This window comes from Streptococcus sanguinis (genome assembly GCF_001078705.1).
Taxonomy (GTDB): Bacteria; Bacillota; Bacilli; order Lactobacillales; family Streptococcaceae; genus Streptococcus; species Streptococcus sanguinis_D.
Genome location: NZ_CDMW01000001.1, coordinates 553596 through 567114 on the forward strand (window position 1 = coordinate 553596; position 13519 = coordinate 567114).

Sequence of the window (13519 nt, forward strand, 5' to 3'; positions counted from 1 at the left end):
CAAACCGAAAAACGAGGAAGAAGTATGAAATTAGATTTATATGAAATAGCAGAAGTCCTATCTGCGAAAAATGATGTGACCCAGTTTGAAAATGTGACCATAAGCAATGCTGAGTTTGACAGCCGTCTGATTGAGCCTGGTGACCTCTTTGTGCCGCTCAAGGGAGCGCGTGATGGTCACGATTTTATCCCAACAGCCTTTGCCCAGGGAGCTGCTGCCACCCTATCTGAGCGTCCAGTGGCAGAGGGGGCTTATATCTTGGTCGATGATGTCCTGACGGCCTTTCAGCGCTTGGCCCAGTATTATCTGGAAAAGATGCAGGTGGATGTGCTGGCGGTGACAGGTTCCAACGGTAAAACGACAACCAAGGATATGCTGGCTCAGCTACTGGCAACCACTTACAAGACCTATAAGACACAAGGTAATTACAACAACGAAATCGGTCTGCCCTACACGGTTCTGCACATGCCTGAGGACACAGAGAAACTTGTCTTAGAAATGGGGCAGGACCACTTGGGCGATATTCATCTCCTGTCTGAGCTTGCCAAACCTAAGACGGGTATTGTAACTCTAGTCGGAGAAGCTCATCTGGAATTTTTCGGCAGCCGAACTGAGATTGCTCAAGGCAAGATGCAGATTGCGGACGGCTTGAGAAAAGACGGTCTCTTGATCGTTCCGGCGGATAAGATTGTCAATGAATTTTTGCCAGCAGATTGCAAACTGGTTCGCTTTGGTCCTGATGCGGATATCTTCCTGATGCGTCTGGAAGAGCGCAAGGACAGCTTGAGCTTTGAATGCAACTTTTTAGAGCAAAAGATTGACCTGCCTGTGACCGGTAAGTACAATGCGACCAACGCCATGATTGCGGCCTATGCAGCTTTGCAGGAGGGTGTATCTGAGACGGCTATTGCTCAAGCCTTTTCTGAGCTGGAGCTGACCCGCAATCGAACGGAGTGGAAGAAAGCTGGCAATGGCGCAGATATCCTATCGGATGTCTATAATGCCAATCCAACAGCTATGCGCTTGATTCTGGAGACTTTCTCGACCATTCCGGCCAATCCAAGCGGAAGAAAATTGGCAGTGCTGGCGGATATGAAAGAGCTGGGAGCAGACTCTAAGTCTATGCATGGCTCGATGATTACCAGTCTCAATCCAGAAATTGTGACCGACCTTTTCCTTTATGGACAGGACATGGAAGCCCTCTATGACTATGCCAAGGAGATTTACCCGCTAGGCAAGGTCCATTACTTTATCAAAAATGACGAGAAAGACCAGTTTGAACAGCTGACCAAAGCTGTCAGAGAGAAGCTGACTCCTGCCGACCAAATCCTTCTCAAAGGCAGCAATTCCATGAATCTGGCTAAGCTGGTAGAGGACTTGGAGGGGGAATTATAAGCAACAACAGGCAAACTCACCTTTGTTCAAACCTTATATTAGAATGGGAGCCTAGGAGATGGGAATAAGAGATATGTTTACAACCTATAAAACCGAACCGCCTCAACTGGGACTTTGGTATTTTGTTCTTTTGGGGCTGGTCTTTGCGATTAGCTGGCTTTCCTATCGCTACTACAATCGGAAAGCTTACCAGCAGCTATTTGTCGGGATGCAAGCTTGCCAGCTGATAGGCCTCTACTCTTGGTATATGCTGACTGCTGCCCCTTTGTCTGAGAGTCTGCCTTTTTATCATTGCAGAATGGCTATGTTTGCCTTGATGTTTCTGCCTAATCGCTCAATGTATAAATTTTATTTTGCACTTTTGGGGACTTTTGGCTCGATTGTAGCTTTCATTTATCCGATTTACGATCCCTACCCTTTTCCCCATATCACTATTTTGTCCTTTATCATCGGTCATCTAGCGCTCTTGGGAAATTGTTTGATTTATCTTTTCAGATATTATCATACTTTCTCTATGAGCTGGCAGCGAGTGGTGTGGACGACCTTTCTGATGAATGCTTTTTTGCTTGTTATCAATATGTTGACAAAGGGTTCTTATGGATTTCTCACAGATCCGCCGCTTGTTGGCGATCACGGACTCCTGCTCAATTATCTGCTTGTCTCAATCGTCTTAAGTGCAGCAGTTTGCTTGGTTTCTGAAATTTTTAAGCGCGTGGAGCAGACTAAAGAAGTTAAACTGACTTAAAAAGTAAATAGGAATATGAAATATTAAGAATCTACTTTTTATAAAACTGATAAAAAATTGGAAAACTTTTAAAAATTTTGATACTATTTAGATATACTTATAATATTTGAGGTGATAAGATGTCTTCTTTTCCTTTTTTTAGCAAACGTATTTCTGATAGCTCTCAAGACAGTCAAACTAATTTATTTTTAAGTCACAATTCTAAAGATAAAAAATATGGGGATATATTACGAGAATTGTTGATTGGAATAGGTTTAAGAAATGATAAGTTAATCTATACTTCGAATGAAAATAATGGTGTTCCGTTTGGTAAAAATATCTATAATTACCTACAAGAACGCCTTAATGATAAAACAATTGTACTATTTTTACTCTCATCAGAATACTTTTCTAGTGTAGTTTGCTTGAATGAGTTGGGGGCAACGTGGGTAAAAAAACATGAATACTATAATTTTTATATCCCGGGTTTTAATTTAAAAGATAATAATTTTTTAAACAGTTGTATAGATAATAATTCCATAGGTATCTTTTTAAATGGAGACAGTCAATGTCGAGTAGGCTTGAAAAGATTTATAGATTCTATTATTCATAATTTTGAATTAAATTGTGATGATTATAGACTAAATAAAGAGCTTGACGAAGCTTGCAGAAAATTTCGAAATATTTCTGTTTTAAAAAAAGCATTTACAGCGAAAATTTTAGAAGTTGATCAAAAAAGAAACTACACATTTTGTAGATTGGATGCTTTATTGCCGACTGAGGAAGATTTTCATGAAGGTGAATCTCACTGGCTTCAACTTAGTCGTGAATATAATAAAGATATTATAGAAAAGGTGGAGAAAGGAAAGTCGATAACTTTTGTTCCAAATAAAATAACAAATTTTTATGTGGAAGCCTATGGTGAAAAGAATTTCAGAAACATTTATGCAGATTTAGATGGAATTAAAATTTTTTAGAGGGAGCAGTTCTGATGGAAAATAAAGTTTGTTTTGTTGTAATGGGATTTGGAAAAAAACCATATTTTAAAACGAATGAACTAATTGACTTGGATGAAATTTATAATGAAGTTATTAAACCATTATTTGAGAAAGAATTTCCGAATTATAAAGTAATTAGAGCAGATGATATTGCTGGTTCGACAATCATTGATGTTAGTATGTATGAACTACTTTTGCATGCAGATTTGGTAATTACCGACTTGACAACTTATAATATAAATGCTGCTTATGAATTGGGTATTCGCCATGCTGCGAAGCCTTTCTCCACTGTGATGATGATTCAAGAAGATCATGATATTCCATTTGATTTAAACCATTCTCGTATCTATAGATACAAAAAATTTGGTGAAAAAATTTCGAAATCTGAATCAGATGAAATGATGAGTAAGCTCAAAGAATATATTAAAGAATCGGAAAAACAGCAAACGGATAGCCCTCTATATACCTATATTCCAAAAGTAAAACCTCTTCAATACGATAACAACTGTTATTGTAAATTGATTTCTGATGCAGAAAACTATTCGGATACCATTGGAGAATTGTTACAAAAAGCGAAAGACTTTAAAAAGAAGGGAAATTTTATAGAATCAAAAAAATGTTGGAAAAAATTGGTTGATAAATCACCGAGAGAAGATTATTTTATTCAGCAATTGGCTCTCACTACCTATAAATCTAAAGTCCCCAATGAGACAAGAGCTTTAATGGAGGCATTACAGACTATTCAGCAATTGCCATTAAAGAAGACTCTTGATACTGAAACATTGGGCATAGCTGGGGCTATATATAAGAGATTGTATAAAATAAATAAAAATCCGGATTATTTAGAAGATGCGATAATGTTTTATAGAAAAGGATACATAGTTAAACAAGATTATTACAATGGGGAGAACTATGCTAATTGTTTACTATTGCAACTTTTACATATTAATGATAAGGAACAGATAAAATATAATCAATTTGAAGCTGAAAAGGTTTATAGAGAACTTATAGACTTTGTTACTGAAAAAGCGGATGAGGATGACTATTGGAAATATGCAACTTTAGCAGTTATTTATTATTACTTTGATAATCTCGAACATTACAACAAGAATAAAAAACTCTTTAGTAAAAGAAGTGATAAATGGGAAGAAAAAACATTTCAAGAAACTATACAAGATATTAAATGTGTAAAAGAAAGATTCAACCTAACTGGAAATAACAGCATTTCATAAATGTTGTTATCTATGATTGAATGTCTATATAAGACTTGATTTATTTAGATTAAAAAGAAATATGAAAGATTTTTTAACTACAACAAAAACGGTGGCACCGCCCATCTCGATTTTATGGTATGCTGTGATGATTGCTCTGGTTTTGCTGTCTATTTGGAGCTCGCTCAAATACCATGATAATCTGCGTTTTGCCAAGGCTTTTAAGTGGATTCAGATTGCTCAACTGCTGATGCTTTATAGCTGGTATTTTGGTTTTCGGATTCCCTTTACCAACAGTCTACCTTTTTATCATTGCCGCCTGGCTATGTTTGCGGTGGTTTTTCTGCCAGACAAATGGCGCAGTAAGCAGTATTTTGCTCTATTAGGAGCCAGCGGAGCGGTCTTTGCCTTGGGCTATCCAGTCTTTGACCCCTATGATTTCCCGCACATTACCAGCTTTTCTTTCCTGATTGGCCACTATGCCCTCTTGGTTAATTCCTTGATTTATCTGATGAATCACTACGACAAGACTCTGCTCAAGAAATACATGATTGTAGCTTACACCTTTGGGCTCAATCTTTTCCTAGTCGGCGTTAATCAAGTGACAGGGGGGAATTACGGTCTGCTAAAAAGTCCGCCTTTCATCCCAGATGCCCCCCTATGGATAAAGTATCTTGTTGTATCAGTCATCCTTTCTCTGGCTCTGGTTCTCTTTGATATATTATTTAAGAAACGGTGGAAAAAGCAGTTAAGTCTGATCCGCAGTTAATTCAATTCAAATTCATAGCTCCTGTCAGGTTAATGTGGCAGGAGTTTTCTTATATTAGAGAGTTCTATCACGACTTGCTTTGCTTCTAGTGACAAATGGACTATTTGTCTATCAACTCTTTAAGTTGGTTCAACTAGACGCTTCTGTTCGCGGAATGAAACACCTCAAATTTTGGTCTTTCTTAACAGCTGGAGTACAACGAGGAAAAGGCTTGAACCTCTGTCTCTTGAAACGGAATAAAGCCATTTTTTCCATGACAGCTGAAGAGAAAGAAGAGCTGGAAATCAGAAAAAACACCTGCTCTATTTACTGATTTTAATCTTCATCTTTACAATTTTCCTCTTTAACAGTGTCGTTGTTAGATTTTAAGGGAAATTTCATTGACATAGGAGAATAAAATCGCTCGGAAGGGCGATTTTTTATCTTTCTAAGATAATTGAAAAAAAGCACTAAATCCGCTATAATAGGTAGGTTGAAAGGAATGAAATACTCCGATGTAAAATAAAAAATACTAAGATTCACCATTATCCTAAATGAAAGAAAGAGAAGAAGATGACTTTACAAGAAGAAATTAAGAAACGCCGTACCTTTGCCATTATCTCCCACCCGGACGCGGGGAAGACGACCATTACGGAGCAGTTGCTCTACTTCGGAGGCGAGATTCGTGAGGCTGGGACAGTCAAGGGGAAAAAGACGGGTAATTTTGCCAAGTCTGACTGGATGGATATTGAGAAGCAGCGGGGGATTTCAGTGACTTCCTCTGTCATGCAGTTTGACTACGATGGCAAGCGGGTCAATATCCTGGATACGCCAGGGCATGAGGACTTCTCAGAAGATACTTATCGGACCTTGATGGCGGTGGATGCTGCGGTCATGGTTATTGATTCGGCCAAGGGTATTGAGGCCCAGACCAAGAAGCTCTTTGAGGTTGTCAAGCATCGGAATATCCCAGTCTTCACTTTTATGAACAAGCTGGACCGTGACGGTCGCGAGCCCTTGGACTTGTTGGAAGAACTGGAAGAGATTTTGGGCATTGCCAGCTATCCGATGAATTGGCCGATTGGCATGGGGAAGAGCTTTGAAGGTCTTTATGACCTCTACAATGAGCGGCTGGAGCTTTATAAGGGCGAGGAGCGCTTTGCGACTCTGGCAGAAGGCGACCAACTTTTTGCCTCCAATCCTTTTTATGAGCAGGTCAAAGAAGATATTGAGCTCTTGAGCGAAGCTGGGAATGAATTCTCAGAAGAAGCGATTTTGGAGGGTAAGCTGACACCTGTTTTCTTTGGCTCAGCCCTGACCAACTTTGGCGTCCAGACTTTCCTGGAAACCTTCCTCAAGTTTGCTCCGGAACCGCATGGTCACAAGAAGACAGATGGCGAGGTAGTCGAGCCACTCAGCCCAGACTTTTCAGGCTTTGTCTTTAAAATTCAGGCCAATATGGATCCGCGCCACCGCGACCGTATCGCCTTTGTCCGTATCGTTTCTGGCGAGTTCGAGCGAGGTATGAGTGTCAATTTGCCTCGCACTGGCAAGTCTGCCAAGCTATCCAATGTCACTCAGTTTATGGCCGAAAGTCGTGAGAATGTGACCAATGCTGTGGCCGGTGATATTATCGGGGTTTATGATACGGGGACTTATCAGGTTGGTGACACCCTGACTGTAGGCAAGAATAAGTTTGAATTTGAGCCTCTGCCAACCTTTACTCCTGAAATCTTTATGAAGGTTTCAGCTAAGAATGTCATGAAGCAAAAATCCTTCCATAAGGGGATTGAGCAGCTGGTGCAAGAGGGAGCCATCCAGCTTTATACCAACTACCAGACAGGCGAGTACATGCTGGGCGCTGTCGGTCAGCTCCAGTTTGAGGTCTTCAAGCACCGCATGGAAAATGAATACAATGCTGAAGTGGTCATGAATCCTATGGGCAAAAAGACTGTCCGTTGGATTTCACCAGATGACTTAGACGAGCGCATGTCTTCTAGCCGTAATATTCTGGCTAAAGACCGCTTTGATCAGCCAGTCTTCCTCTTTGAAAATGACTTTGCCCTGCGCTGGTTCGCGGACAAGTATCCGGATGTTAAATTGGAAGAGAAGATGTAACTCAGTACCAACAATTGGAACTAAAGTTCCTAATCGTTGGACGCTAGCCGCTATTGTACGGACTAGCTAACTGCCTTACTAACTCATCGGCGAAAAAATAATCGTTTTCGCCTCTTCGTATCGTAGTGAACGGGATTGTTATGATTGTATAACAAACTAAAGTTACTAACACCAAGTTCTGTTGCCCCCTTGCTAGCCACTTGACTAATCTCATCGGGCGAGGCAGTTGGTTTGCTCGGTTTTGTGTTTTGACATAGCATATTTGATTGCAAGAACAGTTTAGGAAGTTGGTGCTAGTTTATTAGAGAATCATTCTACCTCATAGAAAGGAGCTCCATGTTTCTGGAAAGAAAATTAAAAGATCAATCTGTCTGGATCAACATTGACTCAGATAGTTTCAAAAAGAATGCCCGGATTTATCAGGATTATGAAATTGATAAAGAGACCATCGAGTATGCGCTTGATAAGAACGAGCGGGCTCACATGGACTACAATCGTGAGAATGGAACAGTTGTCTTTATTTACAATGTCCTTAATCTAGCGACAGACAAGGAACATTATGAGACGATTCCTATGACCTTTGTGGTGCAGCAGGGGCGGCTCATTACTATCAGCAACCAAGACAATGCCTATGTTGTGGACATGATGAAAGCCTATACTGAGCACCATGAGCCAGTATCGGTCTATAAGTTTCTTTTTGCTAGTCTGGAGTTGATCTCCAATTCTTACTATCCAGTCGTTGAGCGGATGGACAAGCGCAAGGATGAGATTAATGCTCTTCTGCGTCAGACAACTACCAAAAAGCATCTTTTTGCCCTGTCCGACTTGGAAACATCTATGGTCTATCTGCTTGCTGCTGCTAAGCAGAATCACATGCTCCTGGAACATATCAAAAGCCATGGTATTTACCGCCGTTTTGATGAATTAGAAACCGAGCAGTTTGAGGATGCCATGATTGAGGCTCGTCAGCTCGTCTCCATGACCGATCTGATTGCTCAAGTTCTCAGCCAGCTTTCTGGCTCCTACAATAACATTCTGAACAACAATCTGAATGACAATTTGACGGTTTTGACCATTATTTCTGTTCTTCTAGCAGTACTTGCAGTTATCACTGGTTTCTTTGGTATGAATGTTCCTCTGCCCTTGTCTAATGATAAAAATGCCTGGATTTATATTGTTGTTATTAGTCTAATCATCTGGGGGCTCCTGACTAAGCTTCTTAAATGGCTGGCCAATAAGAAGTAAGCATTTGAAATTATTTTTACTATAGCAAGCACCGAGAATGGTGCTTGTTTTTTCGTGCTTGGGGAAAATAATCATTAGTACAGTTTGCCTATATTTAAAAAACTGTTATGTTGTGTCATAAAATATAACACAAAAATTATAATTTTTATTGCATAAAATTTCATAATAAAGTATAATATAAAACAATTTAAAATAAGTGAGGGGTAGAAATATGGCAGAATACCTAAGCGATTTAAATTACAAAGGCAATGTATACCGATATAATGACCTTGGGAAAGCCTCAGCTCTACTAGGAGGAGATATAGAAGGGCTTCCTTATTCTATACGAATATTATTAGAAAGTGTTCTCCGTAAGGAAGATGGTGTTGACGTAACAAAAGATAACATTAGGTCTTTGGTGTATTATCAAGCTAAATCGCCAAGTGGAGAAGTTCCTTTTAAACCTAGCCGAGTCATTCTCCAGGATTTTACAGGTGTTCCTGTTGTAGTAGATTTGGCTAGTATGCGCGACGCTATTGTTGGACAGGGAGGTCAGGCCGATCAGATTAATCCAGAGATTCCGGTTGATTTAGTCATTGACCACAGTGTTCAGGTGGACTTTTATGGCTGTGACACAGCTCTGGAAGCCAATATGAACCAAGAGTTTATCCGCAATAATGAGCGTTACGAATTTCTCAAGTGGGCTGAGAAATCCTTTGATAATTATCGGGCAGTTCCCCCTGCTACAGGAATTATCCATCAGGTCAATATCGAATTTCTCAGTGATGTCATCATTGAAAAGGATGGCCAACTCTATCCGGACAGCATGTTTGGAACGGACAGTCATACGACCATGATTAATGGTATCGGTGTTCTGGGCTGGGGTGTTGGTGGGATTGAGGCTGAGGCTGCCATGCTGGGTGAGGCTTCTTATTTCCCAGTTCCTGAGGTGATTGGTGTTCGTCTATTGGGGAAGCTGCCTAAGATTGCGACAGCGACGGATTTGGCTTTAAAGATCACGCAAATCTTGCGGCAGGAAAATGTTGTTGGCAAATTTGTCGAGTTCTTTGGGCCTGGTTTGTCTAATCTAAGTCTGGCTGACCGAGCAACGGTGGCTAATATGGCACCGGAATATGGAGCTACCTGTGGTTATTTTCCGATAGATGAGGAAACGCTCAATTACATGCGTCTGACTAATCGATCAGAAGATCATATCGAGCTGACCCGTCTCTATGCTCAAAAAAATCACCTCTTCTATAATGAAAAGGTTGAGCCGAACTATACCAAGGTAGTCGAAATTGATTTGTCCAGCATTGTGCCGAGCATCTCTGGACCCAAGCGACCTCAAGATTTGATTGAATTAACAGCTGCTAAAGAAGAATTTCAAGCTAGTATAGTCAGGGAAGCGGGGGTCCGAGGCTTTGGGCTAGATGAGAGCGAGCTGGAAAAGTCAGCAGTGGTTCAGTTTTCTGATCATGAGGAGACGATTAAGACCGGTCATGTGGCTATCGCGGCCATTACTAGCTGTACCAATACATCTAATCCCTATGTCCTGATGGCGGCGGGGCTTTTGGCTAAGAAAGCAGTAGAAAAAGGCTTACGGGTTTCAAAGACTGTCAAGACTTCTTTAGCACCCGGCAGCAAGGTGGTCACAGGCTATCTCAAGAAGAGTGGTCTTCAGTCCTATCTGGATCAGCTTGGTTTCAATCTTGTTGGCTATGGCTGCACTACTTGTATTGGAAATTCAGGCGATCTCCGACCGGAAGTGGCTCAGGCGATTACGGATACTGACTTGCTAGCTAGTGCTGTTCTTTCAGGAAATCGCAATTTTGAAGGGCGGATCAATCCACTGGTCAAGGCCAATTTCCTAGCTAGTCCGCCCTTGGTAGTTGCCTATGCTCTGGCTGGAAATACCAATATTGATCTGACCTGCGAGCCACTAGGTTATGATCAAAAGGGGCAGCCAGTTTATTTGATGGATTTGATGCCGGAGCACGACTTGGTTGCTGACTATGTTCAAAAATATGTGACGCGCCAGCTTTTTGAAAAAGAATATGCCCATGTGTTTGACGACAATGAAAAATGGAATCAGATTCCGACAGCTTCTTCTCAAAATTATCAGTGGAACCAGGCTTCGACCTATATTCAAAATCCACCTTACTTTGATAGCTTAGCTGATGATTTAGCCATTCAGCCGCTGAAAAATCTCGCAGTGCTGGCAAAATTTGGGGATACGGTGACGACAGACCATATCTCCCCAGCAGGAAATATTGCCAGAAATAGCCCAGCAGCTTCCTATTTGATGGAGCATGGAGTGGATTACCAAGAGTTTAATTCATATGGCAGCCGTCGGGGCAATCATGAGGTCATGATGCGGGGGACTTTTGCCAATATTCGGATTAAAAATGAATTAGCAGATGGAAAGATTGGTGGTTACACAGATTATAAAGGAGAGCTACTATCCATTTATGAGGCGGCCATGCGTTACAAGGAAGAGCAAATTAACACCATTGTCCTAGCTGGTAAAGACTACGGTATGGGGTCCAGCCGTGATTGGGCAGCTAAGGGGGCTAATCTTTTGGGTGTCAAGGTGGTGCTGGCAGAGAGTTTTGAGCGTATCCACCGGTCAAATCTGGTCATGATGGGGATTCTTCCTCTGCAGTATCTAGAGGGTGAAAATGCGGCTAGTCTGGGCTTAACAGGTAAGGAGACTTTCGACATCAATCTGTCACAGAATCCGCAAGTTGGCCAGCTAGTTGATGTGGTAGCTCGGAAAGGTGCTGAAGAAATAGATTTTCAAGCTCGGCTGCGTTTTGATGCAGAGGCGGATATCCGTTACTATGAAAATGGGGGGATTTTGCCCATGGTCGTTAGAAAGAAATTAGAGGAGGTGGGAGCATGAGTCAGACGGACGGTTTGAAAGATACCATTGCCTGTGATACTCGGATTAGCCAGATTGTGGATGATTCTTTGTCTTATGCAGGCTACAATATTTCTGAATTGGTAGAGCACCATGCAAGTTTTGAAGAGGTAATTTATCTGCTGTGGCATTTGCATTTGCCGACTCAGATTGAGCTCAAGCATTTTGAAGAAGACCTGCGAGCTAATTATGCCATTAGCGATGCGGTGGAGCAGTGCATCCTTATCCAGTCCCGCAAGCACCTTCATCCCATGAGTGTCTTGCGCTCAACGGTCAGTCTTCTAGGGGTTTATAATGTCCATGCTGAGGAAGCGTCTCTAGAAGCGACCTATGAGCAGAGCATCCAGCTTATGGCGAAGATGCCGACTATTATTGCGGCTTTTGCCAGACTGAGGTCGGGTCAGACTCCGATAGAGCCACGGGAGGATTTGGGCTTTGCGGCCAATTTCCTCTATATGCTCAAAGGACAAGAGGCTAGTGAGCTTGAAGTCAAAGCCTTTAACTGTGCCTTGGTGCTCCATGCCGATCATGAACTCAATGCTTCAACCTTTGCGGCTCGTGTCTGCGCTTCAACCTTGACCGATATTTATTCTTGCGTGACAGCAGCTGTTGGAGAGCTCAAGGGCTCCCTTCATGGTGGCGCTAATGAATGTGTCTTTGATATGCTGAAAGAGATTAGAGCAGAAGGAAATTGCCAGGCCTACCTAGACCGCAAGCTGGCCTCTCATGAGAAGATTATGGGCTTTGGTCATCGAGTTTACAAGACCCAGGATCCACGTGAGAAGTACCTGCGTCAAATGGCTAAGGACTTGACACAGGGAACCAAGGAGGAGATCTGGTACCAGCTTTCAGAAGAAATTGAAGCCTATATGAAGCATACCAAGCACCTGATACCGAATGTCGATTTTTATTCGGCTACAGTTTACCATGTATTGGGCATTGACAGCAGTATCTACACCCTGATTTTTGCTATGAGTCGGGTGGCTGGCTGGATTGCTCATATTCAGGAACAGCGCAAGAACAATAAGCTGATTCGACCACGTTCTAACTATATTGGTGCTCAAGGTTTGGAGTATCTTCCCATTGGAAGGAGATAAAATGGCAGATAAGATTGTATTTGAGAAAGGGCGATTGCTGGTACCGGATGCTCCTATTATTCCTTACATCCAAGGTGATGGGATTGGGGTTGATATCTGGCGAAATACCCAGCTGGTCTTTGATAAGGCTGTAGAAAAGGCTTATGGTGGCCAGAGAAAGGTTGTTTGGAAGGAAGTTTTGGCTGGGAAAAAAGCGGCGGACCTGACGGGTAACTGGCTACCGGATGAAACACTGACAACGATTAAGAGTCATCTAGTGGCTATTAAGGGCCCCCTAGAAACCCCAGTCGGAGAAGGGATTCGTTCCTTGAATGTGGCTTTGAGACAGGAATTGGACCTTTACACTTGCCTGCGGCCGGTTCGTTATTTCAAGGGAGTTCCCAGTCCGCTCAAGCACCCAGAGAAGACTGATATCACGATTTTTAGGGAAAATACAGAGGACATCTATGCAGGGATTGAGTGGGAGAGTGGAACGGCTGAAGTCCAAAAAGTTATCGATTTCCTGCAGAAGAATATGCAGGTTGACAAGATTCGCTTTCCAGAAAGCTCTGCTATTGGGATCAAGCCTATCTCTAAGCAGGGCAGTGAGCGGCTGATACGGGCAGCCATTGACTACGCGTTAGCAAAAGGCCTGACGCGGGTAACACTGGTCCACAAGGGCAATATCCAGAAATTTACAGAGGGCGGCTTTCGGAAATGGGGCTATGAACTAGCTCAAAGAGAGTATGCGAACGAGCTTGCTGCTGGGAAATTAGTCATTCAGGACGTCATTGCGCCAGGAGCCAATATCAATTACGAGACTGGTCATGCTATTTTTGAAGCAACTCACGGGACGGCGCCAGATATAGCGGGTCAAAATAAGGCTAATCCTTGTTCTCTTCTCTTATCAGGAGCCATGCTCTTTGATTATATTGGTTGGCCGGAGGTCTCTCATCTCCTGACTAAGGCTATTGAGAAGGCTCTTTTTGAGCAAAAAGTGACAGGCGATTTTGCCAGTCAGCTGGAAGGAGTAGCAGCTTTGACCACTAGTCAATTTGCTGAGGAGTTGCTGGCTAATATAGAGAAGTGTCTATAATGAAGAAAA

The 13519-nt window shown here is 42.1% G+C and carries 10 protein-coding genes; all 10 read left to right on the forward strand.

Features of this window, described 5'->3' with window-relative positions; genetic code table 11:
• Positions 1 to 24: 24 nt before the first annotated feature.
• Positions 25 to 1395, forward strand: a complete 1371-nt coding sequence (locus tag SSV_RS02980; protein ID WP_072073627.1) for a UDP-N-acetylmuramoyl-tripeptide--D-alanyl-D-alanine ligase — start codon at positions 25 to 27, stop codon at positions 1393 to 1395.
• A 58-nt stretch (positions 1396 to 1453) separates the two neighbouring features.
• Positions 1454 to 2140 (forward strand): YwaF family protein, encoded by a 687-nt coding sequence (locus SSV_RS02985; protein WP_072073628.1) that lies wholly within the window; start codon positions 1454 to 1456, stop codon positions 2138 to 2140.
• Positions 2141 to 2259: 119 nt separating this feature from the next.
• Positions 2260 to 3096 carry a toll/interleukin-1 receptor domain-containing protein gene (locus tag SSV_RS02990; protein WP_072073629.1) on the forward strand — a complete coding sequence of 279 codons (837 nt, stop codon included), beginning with the start codon at positions 2260 to 2262 and terminating at the stop codon, positions 3094 to 3096.
• A gap of 14 nt (positions 3097 to 3110) precedes the next feature.
• Entirely contained in the window at positions 3111 to 4349 is a 1239-nt protein-coding gene (locus SSV_RS02995) for a tetratricopeptide repeat-containing protein (protein WP_072073630.1), read from the forward strand.
• 61 nt (positions 4350 to 4410) lie between these two features.
• Complete coding sequence (locus tag SSV_RS03000; protein ID WP_072073631.1) at positions 4411 to 5097, forward strand: YwaF family protein; 687 nt, start codon at positions 4411 to 4413, stop codon at positions 5095 to 5097.
• Positions 5098 to 5649: 552 nt separating this feature from the next.
• Complete coding sequence (locus tag SSV_RS03010) at positions 5650 to 7194, forward strand: peptide chain release factor 3 (RefSeq protein ID WP_072073632.1); 1545 nt, start codon at positions 5650 to 5652, stop codon at positions 7192 to 7194.
• A gap of 336 nt (positions 7195 to 7530) precedes the next feature.
• Complete coding sequence (locus tag SSV_RS03020) at positions 7531 to 8439, forward strand: magnesium transporter CorA family protein (protein ID WP_072073634.1); 909 nt, start codon at positions 7531 to 7533, stop codon at positions 8437 to 8439.
• A 211-nt stretch (positions 8440 to 8650) separates the two neighbouring features.
• Entirely contained in the window at positions 8651 to 11320 is a 2670-nt protein-coding gene (acnA, locus tag SSV_RS03025) for an aconitate hydratase AcnA (RefSeq protein ID WP_072073635.1), read from the forward strand.
• Entirely contained in the window at positions 11317 to 12435 is a 1119-nt protein-coding gene (locus SSV_RS03030) for a citrate synthase (RefSeq protein WP_072073636.1), read from the forward strand. The genes acnA and SSV_RS03030 overlap by 4 nt, the downstream gene beginning before the upstream one ends.
• A complete protein-coding gene (locus SSV_RS03035) occupies positions 12422 to 13510 on the forward strand; it encodes an NADP-dependent isocitrate dehydrogenase (protein ID WP_176693539.1) in 1089 nt (362 codons plus the stop codon). Before SSV_RS03030 ends, SSV_RS03035 begins: the two co-directional genes overlap by 14 nt.
• Positions 13511 to 13519 lie beyond the last annotated feature (9 nt).

Bases quoted from the DNA above. Each gene is read 5' to 3' on its own strand.
- SSV_RS02980 (WP_072073627.1), top strand. From the start codon at position 25: ATGAAATTAGATTTATATGAAATAGCAGAAGTCCTATCTGCGAAAAAT.
- SSV_RS02985 (WP_072073628.1), top strand. From the start codon at position 1,454: ATGGGAATAAGAGATATGTTTACAACCTATAAAACCGAACCGCCTCAA.
- SSV_RS02990 (WP_072073629.1), top strand. From the start codon at position 2,260: ATGTCTTCTTTTCCTTTTTTTAGCAAACGTATTTCTGATAGCTCTCAA.
- SSV_RS02995 (WP_072073630.1), top strand. From the start codon at position 3,111: ATGGAAAATAAAGTTTGTTTTGTTGTAATGGGATTTGGAAAAAAACCA.
- SSV_RS03000 (WP_072073631.1), top strand. From the start codon at position 4,411: ATGAAAGATTTTTTAACTACAACAAAAACGGTGGCACCGCCCATCTCG.
- SSV_RS03010 (WP_072073632.1), top strand. From the start codon at position 5,650: ATGACTTTACAAGAAGAAATTAAGAAACGCCGTACCTTTGCCATTATC.
- SSV_RS03020 (WP_072073634.1), top strand. From the start codon at position 7,531: ATGTTTCTGGAAAGAAAATTAAAAGATCAATCTGTCTGGATCAACATT.
- acnA (WP_072073635.1), top strand. From the start codon at position 8,651: ATGGCAGAATACCTAAGCGATTTAAATTACAAAGGCAATGTATACCGA.
- SSV_RS03030 (WP_072073636.1), top strand. From the start codon at position 11,317: ATGAGTCAGACGGACGGTTTGAAAGATACCATTGCCTGTGATACTCGG.